This window comes from Pseudomonas sp. HLS-6 (assembly GCF_002753995.1).
Taxonomy (GTDB): Bacteria; Pseudomonadota; Gammaproteobacteria; order Pseudomonadales; family Pseudomonadaceae; genus Aquipseudomonas; species Aquipseudomonas defluvii.
The window spans coordinates 663,284-684,695 of the sequence record NZ_CP024478.1 but is presented as its reverse complement, the minus strand read 5'-3'; the positions used below and the strand labels follow the sequence as shown (position 1 = coordinate 684,695).

The following is a 21,412-nucleotide window of genomic DNA, read 5'->3' as shown; positions in this document are numbered from 1 at the left end:
ACAACCCTGGAGAACAACAAGATGTCCACTCACCTGTCCACCGAACAACTGCTGCATGCCTATCAGGTAATGCGCACCATCCGCGCCTTTGAAGAACGCCTGCACGTGGAGTTCGCCACCGGCGAGATTCCAGGCTTCGTCCACTTGTATGCCGGCGAGGAAGCGTCCGCCGCTGGGGTGATGGCGCACCTGCGCGACAGCGACTGCATTGCCTCCAACCACCGTGGTCACGGCCACTGCATTGCCAAGGGCGTCGATGTGTACGGAATGATGGCCGAGATCTACGGCAAAAAAACCGGCGTCTGCGGCGGCAAGGGCGGCTCGATGCACATCGCCGACCTGGAGAAAGGCATGCTCGGAGCAAACGGTATCGTCGGTGCGGGTGCGCCGCTGGTAGCAGGCGCGGCACTGGCGGCAAAACTCAAGGGCACCGATGACGTTGCCGTGGTGTTCTTCGGCGATGGCGGCTCCAACGAAGGCGCAGTGTTCGAGGCCATGAACCTGGCGTCGATCATGAACCTGCCCTGCATCTTCGTCGCCGAGAACAACGGCTATGCCGAAGCCACCGCGTCGAACTGGTCGGTGGCCTGCGATCACATCGCCGACCGCGCTGCCGGTTTCGGCATGCCGGGGGTGACCATCGATGGCTACGACTTCTTTGCCGTACATGAAGCTGCCGGTGCCGCCATTGCCCGCGCCCGCGCCGGGCAAGGCCCCTCACTGGTAGAGGTCAAGCTGACCCGCTACTACGGCCACTTCGAAGGTGACGCCCAGACCTACCGGGCCCCGGATGAGGTGAAAAACCTGCGAGAAACCCGTGACTGCCTCATGCAATTCCGTGAACGCACCGTGCGCGCCGGCCTGCTCAGCACCGAGCAACTGGACCAGATCGACGGCCAGGTCGAGGACCTGATCGAAGACTCGGTACGCCGCGCCAAGTCCGACCCCAAACCCGAAGCCGCCGACCTGCTCAGCGACGTGTACGTGTCCTACCCCTGAGCCACCCCAACAACAAGAATACGTGGAGAATCATCATGGCGAGAAAGATCACTTACCAGCAGGCCATCAATGAAGCCCTGGCCCAGGAAATGCGTCGCGACACCAGCGTTTTCATCATTGGCGAAGACGTCGCAGGCGGTGCCGGCGCACCCGGCGCCGAGGATGCCTGGGGTGGCGTACTGGGCGTAACCAAAGGCCTGTACCCGCAATTTCCCGGGCGCGTACTGGACGCCCCGCTGTCGGAGATCGGCTATGTCGGCGCCGCGGTCGGGGCCGCCACCCAAGGCCTGCGCCCGGTGTGCGAGTTGATGTTCGTCGACTTTGCCGGCTGCTGCCTCGACCAGATCCTCAACCAGGCGGCCAAGTTCCGCTACATGTTCGGTGGCAAGGCAGTCACCCCGCTGGTCATGCGGACCATGGTGGGTGCGGGCCTGCGCGCAGCCGCGCAGCACTCGCAAATGCTCACCTCGCTGTGGACACATATCCCCGGCCTTAAAGTGGTCTGCCCATCGTCGCCCTATGACGCCAAGGGCCTGCTGATCCAGGCGATCCGCGACAACGATCCGGTGATCTTCTGCGAACACAAACTACTCTACAGCATGCAGGGCGAGGTGCCGGAAGAGCTCTACACCATCCCGTTCGGTGAGGCCAACTACCTGCGTGACGGCGACGACATCACCCTGGTGACCTACGGGCGCATGGTTCATCTGGCCATGGACGCCGCCGCCAGCCTGGCCCGCCAGGGCATCGATTGCGAAGTACTCGACCTGCGCACCACCAGCCCGCTGGACGAAGACAGCATTCTGGAAAGCGTGGAAAAAACCGGTCGCCTGGTGGTGATCGACGAAGCCAACCCGCGCTGTTCCATGGCCACCGACATCAGCGCGCTGGTCGCGCAAAAAGCCTTCGCCGCATTGAAAGGACCGATTGAAATGGTCACCGCACCACATACACCGGTGCCATTCTCCGATGCCCTTGAGGACCTCTATATCCCGACAGCCGCGAAGATCGAAGCCGCGGTGCACAAGGTCATGGCCGGGAGGAAGGCGGCATGAGCCAGATCCACACCCTGACCATGCCCAAATGGGGCCTGTCGATGACCGAAGGCCGGGTCGATGCCTGGCTGGTGGAAGAAGGCGCGCAAATCAACAAGGGCGACGAAGTGCTGGATGTCGAGACCGACAAGATCTCCAGCAGCGTCGAAGCCCCGTTCAGCGGGGTGTTGCGCCGACAGATCGCCCGGCCCGACGAAACCTTGCCGGTCGGTGCCCTGCTCGCGGTGGTGGTCGAAGGCGAGGCCAGCGACGCAGACATCGATCAGGTTGTGCAGCGCTTCCAGGAGGCGTTCGTCCCCGGCGGCGATAGCGAACAGGACAGCGGCCCGGCACCGCAGAAAATCGATCTGGACGGGCGCACCCTGCGCTATTTCGAACTCGGCCAGGGTGGCACGCCCCTGGTGCTGGTGCATGGCTTTGGCGGCGACCTGAACAACTGGCTGTTCAATCACCCGAGCCTGGCCGCCGAACGCCGCGTCATTGCCCTCGACCTGCCCGGTCATGGCGAGTCCGGCAAGACCTTGCAACGGGGCGATCTGGATGAGTTGAGCCAAACCGTACTGGCCCTGCTCGACCATCTGGACATCGAACGGGTGCATCTGGCCGGGCACTCCATGGGCGGCGCGGTAGCACTGAACCTGGCACGCCTGGCGCCATCCCGGGTGCACTCGTTGAGCCTGCTGGCCAGCGCAGGCCTGGGCCGGGAAATCAATGCCGATTACCTGCAAGGCTTTGTCGAGGCCAGCAACCGCAACGCACTCAAACCGCAACTGGTGCAGTTGTTCTCCGACCCCGGGCTGGTCACCCGGCAAATGCTCGAAGACATGCTCAAGTTCAAGCGCCTTGAAGGCGTAGACAGCGCGCTGCGACAACTGGCCCAAATGATCTGCGAGAACGGCCAACAACGGCATGACCTGCGTGCGGTGGTCGAGCAGCAGCCGAGCCTGCTGCTCTGGGGCGCCGAAGACGCAATCATCCCGGCCACCCATGTGGACGGTCTACCGGCACAGGTCAAGATTCTCCCCGGCCAGGGGCATATGCTGCAGATGGAAGCCGCCGAAGAGGTCAACCAGTGCCTGCTGGCATTCCTTCAGGCCGTCGAGCAATCAGGGAGATAACGTCATGAACGACCTTTCCAACACCGCTAGCATGCGTGCCGCCGTCTGGCATGGCCGCCACGATATCCGCGTCGAAGACGTACCACTGCCCGCCGACCCACCGCCGGGCTGGGTTCAGATCAAAGTGGACTGGTGCGGCATCTGCGGTTCCGACCTGCACGAATACGTGGCCGGCCCGGTATTCATTCCGGTCGAAGCCCCGCACCCACTGACCGGCATCCAGGGCCAATGCATCCTGGGCCACGAGTTCTGTGGCGAAATCCTCAAGCTCGGCGACGGCGTCGAAGGCTATGCCGTCGGCGACCCAGTCGCCGCCGATGCCTGCCAGCACTGTGGCACCTGCTACTACTGCACCCACGGCCTGTACAACATCTGCGAGCGCCTGGCCTTTACCGGGCTGATGAACAACGGTGCATTCGCCGAGCGCGTCAACGTACCGGCCAACCTGCTGTACAAACTACCGGCCGGTTTCCCTCGGGAGGCCGGCGCACTGATCGAGCCCCTGGCGGTGGGCATGCATGCGGTCAAGAAAGCCGGCAACCTGCTTGGCCAGACTGTCGTCGTGGTTGGCGCCGGCACCATCGGCCTGTGCACCATCATGTGTGCCAAAGCGGCAGGCGCAGCCAAGGTGATTGCCCTGGAAATGTCCTCCGCACGCAAGGCCAAGGCCCTGGAGGTGGGCGCCAGCGTGGTGCTCGATCCGAAGGAATGCGATGCCCTGGCCGAGATCCGTGCCCTGACCAACGGCTTGGGTGCCGATGTCAGCTTCGAGTGCATCGGCAACAAGCACACCGCCAAACTGGCCATCGACACCCTCCGCAAGGCAGGCAAGTGCGTACTGGTGGGGATCTTCGAAGAACCGAGCGAGTTCAATTTCTTTGAGCTGGTCTCGACCGAGAAACAGGTCCTCGGCGCCCTGGCGTACAACGGTGAGTTTGCTGACGTCATCGCGTTCATCGCCGACGGGCGGCTGGACATTACCCCGCTGGTGACAGGGCGCATCGACCTGGAACAGATCGTCGGGCGCGGCTTTGACGAGCTGGTGAACAATAAAGAGGAAAACGTGAAGATCATCGTCTCGCCATCAAAACGCTGAATCACGCCAGCAACGTCGGTGCCTGCGCGTCTGCAGGCACCGGCCTTGCCGGTGATGCATCCCCTCTACGCCAAACCCTTCGCACTAATGTAAACTGGCGCGCTTGACGCAGCCGTTGGCTGCCCCTGTAGATTTCCCAAAGGTAAACGCCATGCCCTGGCTGCAAGTACGTCTGGCTATCAGCCCGGAACAAGCCGAAACCTATGAAGACGCCCTGCTCGAAGTCGGCGCCGTCTCCGTCACCTTCATGGATGCCGAAGACCAGCCAATTTTCGAACCGGACCTCAACACCACCCCACTGTGGTCGCACACCCACCTGCTGGCCCTGTTCGAAGCCGATGCCGAGCCCGACGCGGTGTTTGCCCACCTGCGCCTGCTGACCGGCGCCGAGCTGCCGGAGCACCACGCCGAGGTGATCGAGGATCAGGACTGGGAACGTAGCTGGATGGACAACTTCCAGCCAATGCGCTTCGGCAAGCGCCTGTGGATCGTGCCAAGCTGGCATGCCGCACCAGAGCCCGAAGCGGTCAACCTGCTGCTCGACCCGGGCCTGGCCTTCGGCACCGGTACCCACCCGACCACCGCGCTGTGCCTGGAATGGCTGGACGGCCAGGACCTGCAAGGCCGTGAAGTCCTCGACTTCGGCTGCGGCTCGGGCATCCTCGCCATCGCCGCACTGTTGCTCGGTGCGCGCCAGGCCGTCGGTACCGATATCGACGTGCAGGCCCTCGAGGCCTCCCGCGACAACGCCGGGCGCAACGGCATCGCCGATGAACGCTTCCCGCTCTACCTACCAGAGCAGATGCCCGCCATGCAGGCCGAGGTACTGGTCGCCAATATCCTCGCCGGCCCACTGGTTTCGCTGGCGCCGCAACTCTCCAGCCTGGTTCGCCCTGGTGGTTTGCTGGCACTGTCCGGCATTCTCGCCGAGCAAGGCGCAGAAGTCGCAGCCGCCTATGCCAATGACTTCGAGCTGGACCCAATCGTCGAACGCGATGGCTGGGTGCGTATCAGTGGTCGCCGTCGCTAAGAGCACCTAGAATGGACGCTTGCACAATTCGGATCGCCGCATGACCGACAGTTTCGTCACCCAGTGCCCCCATTGCCAGACCAGTTTCCGCGTCAGCCACACTCAACTGAGTGTGGCGCGCGGTGTGGTGCGCTGCGGCAACTGTCTGCAAGTGTTCAACGCTGCCCGCCAACTGCTTGAGCAGCAGGCTGCGAACAAGGCCGCCGAAACCGAGCAGCCACCTGCGCCGCTCAGCGCGCCGGCGGCAAATCCGCCAGCCCCGGCGATCAGCCAACGGGAATGGCGCGCGGCCGAACTGGACCTCGACCACCTTGACCTCGATGAAGAGCTGGCGCGCCTGGAACAGCGCGAAATCCAGCCCATCACCGAGCTCAAGGGGCCAGCACGACGTGATACCGGCCTCAGCGCCAGCCGCGACGGTGATGAACCGCCACTGGCCGACGACCTGTTCGGCAACCCGGCAGACGAGCCACCCGTAGCCGCGGAGGAAGCGTCTCATCCCCCCGTGATAGACAATGAGCCGGTAGACCACGAACCGGCTCAGGGGGAACGCACAGAACCCTCCCTGTCGCTCGACTCAAACGACTTCGATGACGAGCCACGCCGCGCGCATGGCGCCGACGACGATGAGCCCGACCTGCCGGGTGACCGTCTGTCGGCACACGACACCCTGCATGCTGATGATGAAGCACCAGCGGTCGAACAGGAACGTCAGGAACCCGCGTTGGGGGCAGTGTCCGGTCGACCCGCGCGCAAGGAGCCATTGCTTGACCTGGTAGACGACCCTTTGCAGCTCGATTGGCAAAAGCCACGCAGCTCGTGGGGCCGTCGCCTGCTCTGGAGCCTGTTGATCCTGCTGGCCGCCTCAGGCCTCGCCGCCCAGTACATTGCGTACCACTTCGATGAACTGGCTCGCCAGGATCAGTACCGCCCGTGGTTCCAGCAACTGTGCCCGCAATTGGGCTGCAACGTGCCGTCAAAAGTCGATATCGCTCGAATAAAGAGCAGCAACCTGGTGGTCCGCAGCCACCCGGATTTCACTGGCGCACTGATCGTCGACGCGATCATCTACAACCGTGCTCCCTTCTCCCAGCCGTTTCCCCTGCTGGAACTGCGCTTCGCCGACCTCAATGGCCAGTTGATTGCCAGTCGCCGCTTCAAGCCGGCCGAATACCTCAGTGGCGAATTGGCGGGCAAGGGGGAAATGCCCAGCCAGACGCCTATTCACATCGCACTGGACATCCTCGATCCGGGGCCAAAGGCCGTCAATTACAGCCTGAGTTTCCGCTCGCCCGAGTAATTCCGGGCTCCGGCGCCATATTCGTGGCGCCTGCCGAGCCCTCGTAACCGGTCGGAATAAGCTCATAGCTGTTCAGATTTTATCCAAATCGACCTTTATCCAGTCATCGAGAGCGGGTATCATGCGATCCCTTTTTCGAACTCCAATGATCCGGCCCCACAACAGGGAACTCCTATGTCGGCGGTACGCATCGGCCCCTACACACTGCAGAATGCCTTGATCCTCGCGCCGATGGCCGGGGTGACGGACCAGCCTTTTCGTCAGCTTTGCCGACGCATGGGCGCGGGGCTTGTTGTCTCGGAAATGGTCAGCAGCGACATGAGCCTGTGGAACAGCCGCAAGTCGCGTCTGCGCATGATCCACGAAGGTGATCCCGAGCCACGCTCGGTACAGATCGCCGGTGGTGATGCGCAGATGCTGGCGGCGGCGGCCCGGGCCAACGTGGAATTTGGCGCCCAGATCATTGATATCAATATGGGTTGCCCGGCAAAAAAAGTCTGCAACAAAGCCGCAGGCTCTGCTTTATTGAAAGATGAAGCCTTGGTCAGTGAAATCCTCCATGCGGTAGTTGCCGCGGTGGACGTACCTGTCACCCTGAAGATCCGCACGGGCTGGGACCGTGCAAACAAGAACGGCCTGACCGTGGCGAAAATCGCCGAGCAGGCCGGCATCCAGGCGCTGGCGGTCCATGGACGCACCCGCGCCGACCTGTATACCGGCGAAGCCGAATACGACACCATCGCGGCGATCAAGCAGGCGGTGTCGATACCGGTTTTTGCCAACGGCGATATCACCTCGCCAGAGAAGGCCCGTGTGGTGCTGAACGCCACTGGAGCCGACGGCCTGTTGATCGGCCGGGCAGCCCAAGGGCGGCCATGGATCTTTCGCGAGATCGAGCATTACCTGCGCACCGGTGAAACCTTGCCGGCACCGCAGTTGGATGAAGTGGAACGAATTCTGCTGGAGCACCTGGCCGCGCTGCACGCCTTCTATGGCGATGTGATGGGCGTACGCATTGCCCGCAAGCATGTCGGCTGGTATCTGGCAACGCTGCCGGGCGCCAAGGAGTTTCGCGCCCAGTTCAATCGTTTGGACGATACGCAAGCGCAGTGCGCCCACGTTCACGCCTTTTTCCGTGAACGTGAACAAAGCCTTGAGACAGAGGACGGACAAGGGGTGGCCGCATGACGATGATGACCGAGACTTTAGTGAGTGGAACAACGCCCGTGAGCGACAACGTCAACCTGAAACAGCACCTCAACACCCCGAGCGAAGAGGGCCAGACCCTTCGCGGGAGCGTGGAGAAGGCGCTGCACAACTACTTCGCGCACCTCGAGGGTGCTGCCGTCACGGACGTGTACAACCTAGTGCTCTCGGAAGTCGAAGCGCCGTTGCTCGAAAGCGTGATGAACTACGTCAAGGGCAACCAGACCAAAGCCAGTGAACTGCTCGGGCTCAACCGTGGCACGCTGCGCAAGAAACTCAAGCAGTACGACCTGCTCTAAGCATGAATCCAAACCAGAAAAGGCGGCTCCCATTCGATGAGGTCGCCTTTTTTGCTGAAACCACCGCGTTATGGAATCTGAAATGACCGACCAGACCACCCGCCTGCCGATCCGCCGCGCCTTGATCAGCGTTTCCGACAAGACCGGGATCCTTGAATTCGCCCGCGAACTGGAACAACTCGGTGTCGAGATCCTGTCCACCGGCGGCACCTTCAAGCTGCTCCGGGACAACGGCGTTGCTGCAGTCGAAGTCGCCGACTACACCGGCTTCGCTGAAATGATGGACGGCCGGGTCAAGACCCTGCACCCGAAAATCCACGGCGGTATCCTCGGTCGTCGCGGTACCGACGATGCGATCATGGAACAGCACGGGATCAAGCCGATCGATCTGGTCGCGGTCAACCTCTACCCCTTCGAAGCCACCATCACCAAGCCAGGCTGCGACCTGCCGACCGCTATCGAGAACATCGACATCGGCGGCCCGACCATGGTGCGTTCGGCGGCCAAGAACCACAAAGACGTCGCCATCGTGGTTAACGCCAGCGATTACGCCAGCGTCCTGGAAAACCTCAAGGCCGGCGGCCTGACCTACGCTCAGCGTTTCGACCTGATGCTCAAGGCCTTCGAGCACACCGCAGCCTACGACGGCATGATTGCCAACTACATGGGCACCATCAACCAGTCGGCGCAAACCCTGACCACCGAAGGCCGCAGCGAATTCCCGCGCACCTTCAACAGCCAGTTCGTCAAAGCCCAGGAAATGCGCTACGGCGAGAATCCGCACCAGAGCGCGGCGTTCTACGTTGAAGCCAAGCCAGCCGAAGCCAGCATCTCGACGGCCGTACAGCTGCAAGGCAAAGAGCTGTCGTACAACAACGTGGCCGACACCGACGCCGCGCTGGAGTGCGTGAAGAGCTTCGTCAAGCCGGCCTGCGTCATCGTCAAGCACGCCAACCCATGCGGCGTGGCTGTCAGCCCTGAGGGCGGCATTCGCCAGGCCTACGAGCTGGCCTACGCCACCGACACCGAGTCGGCCTTCGGCGGCATCATCGCCTTCAACCGCGAACTGGACGGCGAAACCGCCAAAGCCATCGTCGAGCGTCAGTTCGTCGAAGTGATCATCGCCCCAAGCGTCAGCGACGAAGCCCGCGCTGTGGTTGCAGCCAAAGCCAACGTGCGCCTGCTGACCTGCGGCGAATGGCCTGCCGAGCGTGCTGCCGCCTGGGACTACAAGCGCGTCAACGGCGGCCTGCTGGTGCAGAGCCGCGACAATGGCATGATCTCGGCCAACGACCTGAAAGTCGTGACCAAGCGCGCGCCGACCGAACAGGAAATCAACGACCTGATCTTCGCCTGGAAAGTCGCCAAGTTCGTCAAGTCCAACGCGATCGTCTACGCCAAGAACCGTCAGACCATCGGTGTTGGCGCAGGCCAGATGAGCCGCGTCAACTCCGCGCGCATTGCTGCGATCAAAGCTGAGCACGCCGGCCTGCAGGTGCAGGGCGCGGTCATGGCCTCGGACGCGTTCTTCCCGTTCCGTGACGGCATCGATAATGCAGCTAAAGTGGGTATCACTGCCGTGATCCAGCCAGGCGGCTCGATGCGCGATGCAGAAGTCATTGCTGCCGCTGACGAAGCCGGCATTGCAATGGTCTTCACCGGCATGCGCCACTTCCGCCACTAAGCGCTCAGGCGCCGGCGTTGTCAGCGATACAGGCCGCGTGCAGTCCCCAGGACTGCAACGCGCCCATCGCCACAACGCTGGCTCCCGCAGTTTCCAGAATTAGCGTCATCGAGGTTTTGACATGAAGGTTTTGATTATTGGCAGCGGCGGTCGTGAACACGCCCTGGCCTGGAAAGTTGCCCAGGACCCACGCGTCGAGAAAGTCTTCGTCGCCCCAGGCAACGCCGGTACCGCTACCGAAGCCAAGTGCGAGAACGTCGCCATCGACGTCACCGCGCTGGAGCAGTTGGCTGACTTCGCCGAGAAGAACGTCACCCTGACCATCGTCGGCCCGGAAGGCCCGCTGGTCGCTGGCGTCGTCGATCTGTTCCGCAGCCGTGGTCTGGACTGCTTCGGCCCAACCAAGGGTGCCGCCCAACTGGAAGGCTCCAAGGCGTTCACCAAGGACTTCCTGGCACGCCACAAGATTCCGACCGCCGATTACCAGAACTTCACTGAAATCGAACCGGCACTGGCCTACCTGCGCGAAAAAGGCGCACCGATCGTGATCAAGGCCGACGGCCTGGCCGCGGGCAAAGGCGTGATCGTTGCCATGACCCTGGCAGAAGCCGAAGACGCCGTACGCGACATGCTCGCCGGCAACGCCTTCGGTGAAGCCGGTTCGCGCGTAGTGATCGAGGAATTCCTCGATGGCGAAGAAGCCAGCTTCATCGTCATGGTCGACGGCAATAATGTGCTGCCGATGGCCACCAGCCAGGACCACAAGCGCGTCGGCGACGGCGATACCGGCCCGAACACCGGCGGCATGGGTGCCTACTCGCCAGCACCGGTCGTAACCGCCGAGGTGCATCAGCGGGTCATGGATCAGGTGATCTGGCCGACCGTTCGCGGCATGGCCGAGGAAGGCAATGTCTACACGGGCTTCCTCTATGCCGGTCTGATGATCGACAAAGCGGGCAACCCGAAGGTCATCGAGTTCAACTGCCGTTTCGGCGACCCGGAGACCCAGCCCGTCATGCTGCGCCTGGAGTCGAGCCTGGTGCTGCTGATCGAGGCCGCATTCGCCAAGGCGCTGGACAAGGTCGAAGCACAGTGGAACCCGCAGCCAAGCCTGGGCGTGGTCTTGGCAGCTGGCGGCTACCCGGGCGACTACACCAAAGGTGCACCGATCCACGGCCTGGACGCTGCTGCCCAACTGACCGGCAAGGTGTTCCACGCGGGTACCGCACTCAAGGATGGCGCAATCGTCGCCACCGGCGGTCGTGTACTCTGTGCCACAGCACTGGGCGAAACCGTTGAAGCCGCACAGCAGCAAGCGTACCGCCTGGCCCGTGAAATCAGCTGGGAAGGCAGCTTCTACCGCAACGACATTGGCTACCGTGCCATTGCCCGTGAGCGCGGTGAACATCAGCAGTAAAACGAGACCACGGGTACGCCTGGCGTACCCGACCAGACGACAAGGCCCCGCGCGGGCCTTGCCTTCGTCTCGGCCCGCCGCGCATAGTGGTACCCCGGCATTCAGCTAAGGAAGGGATTTCGTCGTGCGTTGGCTCAGGATTGCCATTGGCCTCACCGTCAGCCTGCTGACCCTGTTCTGCCTGTTTCCGGCGTCTGCCGAACATAGCGGTGGCTGGGCCGTTTTGCTTGACGAGCAAGCCAACCTGCAACTGAGCGATGTACGCTCCGAACGCTACCGAAACCAGTTCAGCCCTATCCAGATCAGCCGACTCAACGCTGCCGCCCCCAATCACGCACTGTGGTTGCACTATCGGCTACCCCCGGGCGAGAACGAACAACTGTTGCGTGTCTTCGCTCCGGACTTGTCCAGCCTTGATCTGTATGTGCTGGATGGCAACGTGCTGCTAAAGCAGTCTCTCAACGGCCGCGTCGGTGACACCAGCGAACCCGTGCTGCGTAGCAGTGACCACTTGTTACGACTGCCCAACAGTGCAAAGCCACTGGATGTCTATCTACGGCTGGTTTCCGAACACCAGTTGCGCCCCGACATAACCCTGCAACCTGCTGCCGAAGCCGCCGCCGACCAGCGTGAAGCCGTAATGTTCGGCCTGCTGTTCGGTTGCATTGGCATGCTGATACTGCACAACCTCGCCCGTTTCGCCTATTCACACTCAACCACTAGCCTGGCACTGGCCGCGTATCAGGGCCTGATGCTGTTCAGCGCACTGATTCTGCTGAACCTCGGCAGCCCCTGGATCAACCTCTGGCATTCTGCCCAAACCCCTGCGGCGTACCTGACAGCGCTGTTGGCAACGCTGTGCGGCCTGGTCTTTACCGCTCGTTTTTTCAATGGCTTCGATCAGCCTCGCCTGACTCGCCTGCTGCAGGCAGACCTGCTCCTGATCAGCCTCTGCGGCCTGGTGCTGCTGTTTGTCGATACCCTGCCGCTGAACCTGATGACCTACGCCCTGATGGCGTTAGGCAGCCTGAGCATGCTGTTGGTGGCCAGCTATCAATGCTACAAGGGGTATGCGCCAGCCAGGCTGCTCACCTTGGCCATGCTGGTGTTCAACATCGGCTGCCTGGTCGTGCTCCCGGCCTTGCTGGTGCTCACACGTACGCCGACCCAATGGTTACTGTTCATCCTGCTCGGGCTGACCGCGCTCAGTGGCTTGCTGCTGAACATGGCCGTCAGTGAGCGCTTGCGTACCATCAGAGAAGCGCGCTTCAGTGCCAGCCGCGCATTGGCCGCGAGCAATGCAGAGGTCAACGCCAAGGCCGAGTTTCTCGCCAGGATCAGCCATGAAATCCGCACGCCCATGAACGGTGTGCTGGGCATGACTGAACTGCTGCTGGGCACTCCGCTGTCGGTCAAGCAGCGTGACTACGTACAAACCATTCATAGCGCCGGCAACGAACTGCTTACCCTGATCAACGAAATCCTCGACATCTCCAAGCTGGAGTCCGGGCAGATCGAACTCGACGACGTGCAGTTCGACCTCAATGCCCTGATCGAAGATTGCCTGGGGATCTTCAGGGCCAAGGCCGAACAGCAGAATGTGGAGTTGATCAGCTTCACCCAGCCGCAAGTTCCCCGGGTTATCAGTGGCGACCCGACACGCCTGCGCCAGGCCCTGCTGGGCCTGCTGGAGAATGCACTGAAGACGGTCGATCAGGGCGAAATTCTACTGGTGATCGCCCTGGACCAACGGACTGACACCCCTCGCTTGCGCATCGCCGTGCAGGACAGCGGCCAGCCGATGGCCGACAGTGATCGCGATGCCTTGCTGCAAGCGGAGCTGAACAGCCGGCACTACCTGTCCGAAAGCAAGCTGGGCGGGCATCTGGGCCTGGTCATCGCCAAGCAGTTGATCACCTTGATGCACGGCGAGTTCGGCATCAAGACCAACCCCAATCAGGGCAACACCCTCTGGATAACCCTGCCGCTGGATCCGCAGCGCCTGGAGCAACCCGCCGCCGACCTGGACGGCCCGTTGCGTGACGCCCGTGTGCTGGTGGTGGATGACAACGACACCTGCCGAAAAGTACTGGTACAGCAGTGCAGTGCCTGGGGCATGAACGTCAGTGCCGTGCCATCAGGCAAGGAAGCGCTGGCCCTGCTGCGCACCAAGGCCCACCTGCGGGACTACTTCGATGCAGTACTGCTCGACCAAAACATGCCAGGCATGACCGGGATGCAACTTGCCGCCAAAATCAAGGAAGATCCAAGCCTGAACCATGACATCCTGTTGATCATGCTCACCGGCATCAGCAATGCGCCAAGCAAGATCATCGCGCGCAACGCCGGGGTCAAGCGGATCCTGGCCAAGCCTGTGGCCGGCTATACCCTCAAGACGACCCTGGCAGAGGAACTCAGCCAGCGGGCCAAGGGGCCACACCTGCCACACGCCACATCGTTCAGCCATCAGCCACTGAAGATGCCCAGCGACTTTCGCATCCTGGTTGCCGAAGACAACAGCATTTCGACCAAGGTCATTCGGGGCATGCTGGGCAAGCTCAACCTGGAGCCCGACACGGCCAGCAACGGTGAAGAGGCTTTGGCGGCAATGAAAGCTCAGCGCTACGACCTGGTCCTGATGGATTGCGAAATGCCCGTGCTGGACGGTTTTTCCGCCACCCAGCAGTTGCGCGCCTGGGAAGCCAACACCCAACGCAAACGCACGCCGGTGGTCGCCCTGACCGCGCATATCCTTGCCGAGCACAAGGAGCGTGCACGCCTGTCGGGCATGGACGGGCATATGGCCAAGCCCGTTGAGCTGTCACAACTGCGTGAACTGATCGAACAATGGGTGGCCCGCCGAGAACAAGAGGCCAGCCAGGCGACAGGCACTGATACACTTCGTTGAGTCCATCTGCCGCGAGCCCACGCCATGCTTCATGAGTTGTTCAGCGTTTACCTGAAAATGCTCGTGCTCTACAGCCCGTTCTTTGTTCTGTCCTGTTTCATCAGCCTGACCCGTGGCTACTCCAGCAAGGAGCGCAAGCACCTGGCCTGGAAAGTCGCCATTGGCGTGCTCGTCTCCAGCGTTCTGCTGTACCTGTTCGGACGGGTAATCTTCGGCATCTTCGGTATCACCGCCGATGCCTTTCGCATTGGTGCGGGCAGCGTGCTGTTCATTTCCGCACTGGGCATGGCACAGGGCAAGTCTGCGGTGCAGACCGACAGCGTGCAGCAGGACGTCACCATCGTGCCACTGACCATACCGCTGACGGTCGGCCCAGGTACCATCGGTGCGCTGCTGGTGATGGGGGTTGGTCAACCGCACTGGGACGACAAACTGCTGGCAATCGTCAGTATCGCTGCAGCCAGCCTCACGGTCGGCCTGGTGCTCTACCTATCCAACCGCATCGAACGCCTGCTCGGCGACCAGGGCCTGCAGATCGTCAGCCGGTTGATGGGGCTGTTCGTCTGCGCCCTGGCGGCGCAAATCATCTTTACCGGGATAAAGGGCTACCTGTTACCCGGCTGAGACTGACCGCGCACAAGCATGATGTACTGCCGAGATGCTTCCGCCATTTTGCGAGCGACAACAGCGCGTCGCTCCTGCCGGAACAGGCGGGTATTGAACCGCACCAACTCGACACGCGGTTGAAAAACCTCGACCAAGCTGGAACGCTGCAGAAAGAGAAACCCCTGCTGCTTTTGCGGCACCCGGATTTCCTGATGAAAGAGCACCAAGTCGACCTGCCCAGCTTTGCTCTGCATACAGGGCAACAGTTGAAAGCGCACCTCATCACGGGAACGGGCACTGCTTTCGAACAAGGTAAGCGCCTTGTCATCATTGGCAAGCCGCTTCACTGCAAGATCGCAAGCCTGTGCATAGTGCTCGCGCCCATCCTGACCGATCATGGCCAGCGCCGCGTCCACCACTCGCTCACGGTCCGGGCCAGGCAGCGGGGTATCTGCAGGGGGCGTAGCGTCCCACCCGAGATACTTGAGCGTGTTCTTGTAATAGGCAAACCAGTCCTCGATCTGACCTTTGTTGAAAAGATCCCGAGTCACCCGCTGCGCATACAAGTTAGCCAGCAGGACGTCCTCCCGATCATCGCCCATAACGCCTGGCAGAAACGTTGCTACGCTTCCGTCCACCACGACGGCGTTATCCTCTCGCTTGTCCAGCATGTTCATACTCCCATCCTTGTGAAGTACCGTTAGACGTCTATCGACGTCATTGAGCTATCGCGTTCCGAACGCATCATCATGGCCAAGTCTTCCCGGATCGTTGCAAAGGTGCTCTCGTGAAGCTCAGCCGTGTAAAGCGACGTGTGGATGCTGCCCTTCAAGAGCCCCAAACACAGGTCTTGAAAGGTTTGAGAACTCTCCAGGAGCAAGTTGCCTCCAAGCAGAACAGGCCCAGGTTCGACAACCACAATGCCCAGCGCCAACTGGCTGCAACCCTTCGTTGATTGACTGCCTGAACGGATTAGCGACTGCTTGACGTGGTGTTGAGTCGGTAACTCGATAAAGCGCTGTAGCACGTCCCTGACGCGGCACCTTGATAAGGTCGAAACGAGCGCTACCAGCGCCTCCGTAAAGTCCTCGACAGGCTTGGATACACCGCAGTAGACATCCCTCTCGATGCGATAGCGCTGCGCTGATACAAGCCAGCCTAACGCTGATTGCGCCTCTCGATGTACCGCTAGCCAGCCTTCATAGTCGAGAAACATCGAGCACTCGCTGTCGGCCTTTAACCGGGCAAAAAGCTGCGTATCCAGCACATCACTGCGTTCTTGCTTCGACAACGCGCGGGACAGCAGCAACAACGTACTACCACAGAGAAACTCTTCGTACTCTATTTGCATGTCAGCGCTCCCTGCTAACAAGGAGGGGGGCAATACGTCCCCCCCTCCTTTGGCGGATATCAACGCTTGAGCTTGAGGCTCAACAGGGTTTTCCGGGCGTTGTCAGCTACCTCACCCTCGACCACGTCTTTGTTACGCTCATACAGCGAGCGGTGGAAAGTGAAAGCAGCAGAACCGGTATACGTCTCGGCATTACTGCCGCTCCAGCTGAAAAACAGCAAGCCGGTTTTCTTGTCTGGCGTTTGGTTTACCTGCACGGCACCAACGGTCATGATCACCTCACCGTTAGGCTGCTCCATGCAAGACGCCACACTCAGGCTGGTACCTTGCTTGCTCACCGCATTACGGGAAATCACACTGATAGCCTCGTCAGCCTTGTCCAGTGCCTTCAGGGCATTGCCTGCAACAACCGGCAAAACAGAAGCACTGGTACCGCCGGAGCCCAGAAGGCTCACAGCACCCGCCAGAGCGTGAACCATAAGACCATCCATGGTGAACTCGCGGTTGCTGGACTTCTCCTTGCTGTAGGTGTACTTGATCGAAACCCAGCCGCAGGCCTGCATGGTTTGAATGTAAACCTCAAACCACTTCTGCCCTTCCTCATTCGGGTGATGAGCGGCGGTGGCTGCCTGGCTTGCAAACAGATGGCAGTACTTGGCTGCTTCGCGGTTGCTCAGCGACATGCCTTTGACAAACGAAAGTACTTCTCCACTTGCTACTTCTGCAACATCGCTGGAGGTGTCCAAGATTGGGTTGTTCATGATTGATTCGTCCTTGATCGTTAGTGGTAACAGAGCCAGTGATGACTCTGCGCCCACACTAAGACAACGATCCAGGTCATTCAGGACAGAAACACTTCCCGGCTGATCCCGCTCAGCTAGCTGGCTTGTCGCCATACCAGCGTGGCGTGTACACCCATTGGCCGCCCTCAGGACGAGGGAACACGCAGGTGGTGGACGAGCCGACCAACACCATGGTGCGCATGTCCACCTGCTCAGGGGTCAGCTCCCCGAGGGTGATGACGCGCAATGTTTGCCCCGGCCTACCGATATCACGGCCAAGGACTACAGGCGTCTGCGCCGTACGGTGCTGACGTACGATTTCCAGGGCACGCCCCAGTTGCCAAGGCCGCGAACGCGAAATCGGGTTATAGAAAGCCAGCGCCAGGTCTGCCTGAGCCGCGAGGTCGAGGCGCTTCTCGATAATCGACCACGGCTTGAGGTTGTCCGACAGCGACAGCACACAGAAGTCATGGCCCAATGGCGCACCCGCTTGAGCGGCGGTGGCCAGCGAGGCTGAAACCCCCGGCAGGATCTCCAGGTCAACCGCATGCCAGGCCGGGTCGTCTGACTCATGAAGGGCTTCCAGTACCGCTGAGGCCATGGCGAACACGCCGGGGTCACCCGACGATACCACCACCACCGAACGGCCCTGGACCGCCAACTCGAACGCGTGACGCGCGCGCTGCATCTCTTCGCGGTTATCGGTGCAATGCAGCACCTGATCGTCACGGAACGGGCCGGCCATACGCACGTAGGTCTCGTACCCCAGCACATCGTTGGCGCGGGCCAACTCGGCCTTGACCGCCGGCACCATGAACTGCGCAGCACCTGGCCCCAGGCCAATCACCGCCAGTCGACCACGGGCACGGCCTATCGACTGAACGTCGATAGGCTGACTGGCCACGGCAATCGCAATGCCGTCACCCATCGCCTGAGGCAGCAGCAGTTGAGGCAGGGCCTGTGCCGCCAGTGCCACAACACTGTCAGCAGCCGGGGCGAAACGCAAGGCAACGCCCAACTCAGCCGCGGCATCACGCAGCGCCGGGCTGCTCATCTCGCTGTCTGCCGCCAACAGGCAGGCCAGCGCGGGCTCGGCAATCTTCGCCGCCTGCAAGGCAGCGCGCACGGCCTGAGCCGGTTCAGGCACTGTTGCGCTGATTGCCACCAATACGCAGCGCGGATGGATCAACAGCTCATGGGGCGAAGGCTCACGGGCTTCACAGCCGACATGGATCGAACGCTGCGCCTGTTCATCGTGCGGCAGTTGGGCTTGAGCCAACCAAGGCGCAGCCCCTTCAATACGCACCGGCTCACCAGCCAGCAGGTCGGAGACAAAGCGCTTACCCAGCTCAAGATCAGCCAAGGCATAACCACTGGGCGGGTTGAGCAGGCAGGTGCCAAAGCGCAATTCTCCACTGGTGGTGATCGCCGCCGCGACGCCCAGGCCGGCGGCAATTTCACGGGCCATTACGTTGACGCCACCCAGCCCCCCCAGCAACGGCACCACGGCGCTACCATCTTCGGCCACGGCCAGCACCGGAGGCTCAGCGCCCTTCTCCAGCAACAGGTCGGCCAAGGTACGGATGACAATACCAGCGGCGCACAGGGCGATAATCGGCGTGTCCTGCTGATACAGCTGGCGCAGGGTCTGGCCGAACGCCTGATAACTCAGGTCGGCACCCTCGACCCGGCCCGCGAGGCCATGGATAAGGGCGTCGGGATACACCTGCTGGATTTTCCGGGCAGTGGCCAGGCTGCCCTTGCCGAGAATCACGATGGCCGGAGCCTTGCGCGCCATCACCCTTGCCACCTCTCACCCGGCACGATAATCAGCGAGAAATAAGGTGACGATTGCGGGTCGACCTCATCCAGCGCGACGATCTTCTGATTGGCCATGGTCGCCCGCTCGACATACAACGCACGCTCGGCCAGCCCCAGTTCGCTCAGCACCTGACGGACCTTGGGGAAGTTGCGCCCCAGCTTCATGATCACTGCCGCATCGGCATCGGCCAGGCGGCGCTTGAGTTCTTCGTGTGGCAACACGCCCGAGAGAACCGACAGGCTCTGGTTGCGATACACCAGCGGCGCGCCCAACACAGAAGCACCGCCCAGCATCGAGCAGACACCCGGCACCACCTGTGCGTCGTAACGCTCGGCAAGGCGGTCGTGCAGGTACATGTATGAGCCGTAGAAGAACGGATCGCCTTCGCAGATCACCGCCACATCGCGACCGGCATCCAGGTGCGCCGCCACGTCAAGGCTGGCCTGATCGTAGAAATCGCTGATGACCTGCTCATAGGACAATGGCGCTGGCAGTGCTTCGGTGGTCACCGGATAGACCAGTGGCAACAGGGTCTGGGCATCCTGCAAATGCGCTTCGATAATGCCGAATGCGTTGCCACGCTTACCCTTGGCAACAAAGTACGCCACCACCGGCGCCTCGCGCAGCAGGCGCAAGGCCTTGACGGTGATCAGCTCCGGATCACCCGGGCCGACGCCCAGGCCAAGCAATCGTCCACGAGCCTGCATCACTCCACCTCCGTGGCCAGGGCGTTGACCGCCGCTGCGGCCATGGCGCTGCCGCCACGGCGGCCTTCGACGATCACAAACGGCACGCCACGGCTATCAGCGGCGAGCATGGCCTTGGACTCGGCAGCACCGACAAAGCCCACCGGGAACCCCAGGATCAGCGCGGGCTTGGGCGCCCCGGCATCAATCATTTCCAACAGGTAGAACAAGGCGGTGGGGGCATTGCCAATCACCACCACACTGCCTTCCAGGAAAGGGCGCCACAGCTCCAGCGCCACCGCCGAGCGGGTGTTGCCCAGCTCGCGGGCCAGGTCCGGCACGCTGTCGTCCTTGAGGGTGCAGATCACCTCGTTGTTAGCCGGCAGGCGCGCACGGGTAATGCCTTCGGCAACCATCCGCGCATCACAGAGAATCGGCGCACCCGCCGCCAGCGCATCGCGCCCGGCCTTGCCCGCACCCGGGGAGAAACGCAGGGCATCAACCACCTCGACCATGCCGCACGCGTGAATCACCCGCACCGCGAGCTTTTCCAGGTCAGCCGGAATCCGCTCAAGACGGGCTTCCTGGCGAATGATGGCGAAGGAGTTGCGATAAATCTCCTGGCCGTCGCGGATGTAATCAATCATCGATGTTGCTCCATAAGCGGGTGTCCAGATAAACGCCCGCTTCTTCTATTGTCAGATTGCGCCCGCTGAGGACGCCCAGGCCCGGCTGCGCCGGGTCGTGAAAATACAGGTCGTAATGACCGGGGCCCACGGCCAGCAGCGTGGCTGGCGCGGCATGGGCCATGGCACAGGAGCGCTGGCAGCCGCTGAGGTGAACAGCACCAAGCGCTCCCGATCGGGACAGCAGCGGGGCCAGCCGCTGGGCATCGCCCTTGGTGTCGGACAGCGCCTTGGCGCAGCCCGTCGAACCGGTGCACGCGACCAGTCGGGCCAAGGGTTCACGCACGTCACACAGCAACCCCAATGCGCTCAAACCGGCCAAGGCCGCCGAGGCCTGCTCCACGGCGACGTTCGGCAACAGCACACCCTGCCACGGCGTCATGCGCAAGCTACCGTCACCCCACTCGCGCGCAAGCCGCGCAACACCACGCAATTGCTCGACACTCAACCGCCCCAATGGGGCCACTGCACAGACGGCCGCATGATCAGGCTGAAGCTGTGGGTAGACTCCCAGCGGCTGGGCAAGGTCACCCACGCCCCTGCGCCACTGGCGAACGGCAACATCGCGCCGTAGCGTCAGGGGCAAACGGGCAACGAACGCCTCCACGTCCATTGTCGCCAACAACTGGCGCATACGCGCCTGCTCAGGCGAAGCCAGATCAAGAAAGGTGTTCAGTACCGCCAGCACCAGCGCATGCCCTTGTGCCAACGGCACCGCGCCCAATGCGCCGTCCTCACTCGGGCACCCTGCCAGCCCGAATGCCAGCCAGGGCTGACCTTCCAGGCTCAGTGCCGATAGCCACAGGTCATGAGGGTGACGGAGCATGGCCATCGCTTCACCGCCATCCAGCTGCACGGCGAACTTGGGTGAGAGTTGCTGAAAACGTGGGCTGCTTTGCAACGAATCGAGAATCTGCCGGGCCAATGGCCGGGTATCGAACAGCATGGCGCGGTCCAGGCCCGCCGTTGGGCTGAGCATCAGGTTGCGCACATCATCACCGGCCATCTGGGTCGGCCCCAGGCCCGCCGCGAGCAAACAGGCAATCAACGCGTCGCGCTCGGTGCCGATGCCGCGAATCTGCAGGTTGCTGCGGTTGGTCAGCTCGATCACTCCGATGGCAAAACGCTCGGCCGCCTCGGCCACCGCATCAGCCTGGCCGGCACTGATTTCGCCGCCATTGAGCTTGATCCGGGAAATACCGCCATCCAGCGCCTGGACGATGCGCCACAACCCCGGACAGGCCGAGGGGCGTAACGCAGGGGACGGCTGTAGCTCGTTCAAAAGATCACCCGATAATCGTCAAAAGGCGCTGGTCGTTGGAAGGCGCGGTATTATGCCTGCTTTGTCCGGCAGCAGGATAAGCCTG

The 21,412-nt window shown here is 61.9% G+C and carries 19 protein-coding genes; 12 read left to right on the top strand and 7 right to left on the bottom strand.

The genetic code is table 11. The features are described from left to right. Positions 1–21 precede the first annotated feature (21 nt). The 12 genes from CS390_RS03035 (at position 22) to CS390_RS02975 (ending at position 14,736) form a co-directional block, all read left to right on the top strand. Positions 22–999: a thiamine pyrophosphate-dependent dehydrogenase E1 component subunit alpha gene (locus tag CS390_RS03035; protein ID WP_065757977.1), complete on the top strand. Its 978-nt coding sequence runs from the start codon at positions 22–24 to the stop codon at positions 997–999. A gap of 35 nt (positions 1,000–1,034) precedes the next feature. Then, on the top strand, positions 1,035–2,054 hold the full coding sequence (locus CS390_RS03030) for an alpha-ketoacid dehydrogenase subunit beta (protein WP_065757947.1): 1,020 nt from the start codon (positions 1,035–1,037) through the stop codon (positions 2,052–2,054). Next, complete coding sequence (locus CS390_RS03025; protein ID WP_099773438.1) at positions 2,051–3,172, top strand: acetoin dehydrogenase dihydrolipoyllysine-residue acetyltransferase subunit; 1,122 nt, start codon at positions 2,051–2,053, stop codon at positions 3,170–3,172. The genes CS390_RS03030 and CS390_RS03025 overlap by 4 nt, the downstream gene beginning before the upstream one ends. Positions 3,173–3,203: 31 nt before the next feature. Then, positions 3,204–4,268: a 2,3-butanediol dehydrogenase gene (locus tag CS390_RS03020; RefSeq protein ID WP_245704297.1), complete on the top strand. Its 1,065-nt coding sequence runs from the start codon at positions 3,204–3,206 to the stop codon at positions 4,266–4,268. 151 nt (positions 4,269–4,419) lie between these two features. Beyond that, entirely contained in the window at positions 4,420–5,298 is an 879-nt protein-coding gene (gene prmA, locus CS390_RS03015) for a 50S ribosomal protein L11 methyltransferase (protein WP_099773437.1), read from the top strand. A 40-nt stretch (positions 5,299–5,338) separates the two neighbouring features. After that, a complete protein-coding gene (locus CS390_RS03010) occupies positions 5,339–6,598 on the top strand; it encodes a DUF3426 domain-containing protein (protein ID WP_099773436.1) in 1,260 nt (419 codons plus the stop codon). Between the two features lie 174 nt (positions 6,599–6,772). Further along, a complete protein-coding gene (dusB, locus tag CS390_RS03000) occupies positions 6,773–7,786 on the top strand; it encodes a tRNA dihydrouridine synthase DusB (protein WP_065757942.1) in 1,014 nt (337 codons plus the stop codon). Next, a complete protein-coding gene (gene fis / locus CS390_RS02995; protein WP_003186237.1) occupies positions 7,783–8,103 on the top strand; it encodes a DNA-binding transcriptional regulator Fis in 321 nt (106 codons plus the stop codon). Before dusB ends, fis begins: the two co-directional genes overlap by 4 nt. Before the next feature lie 82 nt (positions 8,104–8,185). Further along, entirely contained in the window at positions 8,186–9,787 is a 1,602-nt protein-coding gene (purH, locus tag CS390_RS02990) for a bifunctional phosphoribosylaminoimidazolecarboxamide formyltransferase/IMP cyclohydrolase (RefSeq protein WP_065757941.1), read from the top strand. Between the two features lie 121 nt (positions 9,788–9,908). After that, positions 9,909–11,204, top strand: a complete 1,296-nt coding sequence (gene purD, locus CS390_RS02985; RefSeq protein ID WP_065757940.1) for a phosphoribosylamine--glycine ligase — start codon at positions 9,909–9,911, stop codon at positions 11,202–11,204. 124 nt (positions 11,205–11,328) lie between these two features. Beyond that, a complete protein-coding gene (locus CS390_RS02980; RefSeq protein WP_099773434.1) occupies positions 11,329–14,112 on the top strand; it encodes a hybrid sensor histidine kinase/response regulator in 2,784 nt (927 codons plus the stop codon). Positions 14,113–14,136: 24 nt separating this feature from the next. After that, complete coding sequence (locus CS390_RS02975; protein ID WP_099773433.1) at positions 14,137–14,736, top strand: MarC family protein; 600 nt, start codon at positions 14,137–14,139, stop codon at positions 14,734–14,736. Here CS390_RS02975 and CS390_RS02970 read toward each other — a convergent pair. From CS390_RS02970 to cobG, 7 genes are all read right to left on the bottom strand, one after another. After that, the gene (locus CS390_RS02970; protein WP_099773432.1) at positions 14,718–15,395 is read right to left on the bottom strand and encodes a hypothetical protein; all 678 of its coding nucleotides are present in this window, start codon (positions 15,393–15,395) and stop codon (positions 14,718–14,720) included. The two genes, CS390_RS02975 and CS390_RS02970, sit on opposite strands and share 19 nt — an antisense overlap. A 23-nt stretch (positions 15,396–15,418) precedes the next feature. Further along, a complete protein-coding gene (locus tag CS390_RS02965; RefSeq protein WP_099773431.1) occupies positions 15,419–16,069 on the bottom strand; it encodes a hypothetical protein in 651 nt (216 codons plus the stop codon). Positions 16,070–16,128: 59 nt separating this feature from the next. Then, positions 16,129–16,830, bottom strand: a complete 702-nt coding sequence (locus CS390_RS02960) for a hypothetical protein (protein ID WP_099773430.1) — start codon at positions 16,828–16,830, stop codon at positions 16,129–16,131. A 112-nt stretch (positions 16,831–16,942) separates the two neighbouring features. Next, positions 16,943–18,649 (bottom strand): precorrin-3B C(17)-methyltransferase, encoded by a 1,707-nt coding sequence (gene cobJ / locus CS390_RS02955; RefSeq protein ID WP_099773429.1) that lies wholly within the window; start codon positions 18,647–18,649, stop codon positions 16,943–16,945. Then, positions 18,649–19,380, bottom strand: a complete 732-nt coding sequence (locus CS390_RS02950) for a precorrin-2 C(20)-methyltransferase (RefSeq protein ID WP_065757934.1) — start codon at positions 19,378–19,380, stop codon at positions 18,649–18,651. The genes cobJ and CS390_RS02950 overlap by 1 nt, the downstream gene beginning before the upstream one ends. Next, positions 19,380–20,006, bottom strand: a complete 627-nt coding sequence (locus tag CS390_RS02945) for a precorrin-8X methylmutase (protein WP_065757933.1) — start codon at positions 20,004–20,006, stop codon at positions 19,380–19,382. The genes CS390_RS02950 and CS390_RS02945 overlap by 1 nt, the downstream gene beginning before the upstream one ends. Next, positions 19,999–21,327 carry a precorrin-3B synthase gene (cobG, locus tag CS390_RS02940; RefSeq protein ID WP_099773428.1) on the bottom strand — a complete coding sequence of 443 codons (1,329 nt, stop codon included), beginning with the start codon at positions 21,325–21,327 and terminating at the stop codon, positions 19,999–20,001. Before cobG ends, CS390_RS02945 begins: the two co-directional genes overlap by 8 nt. Positions 21,328–21,412: the final 85 nt, after the last annotated feature.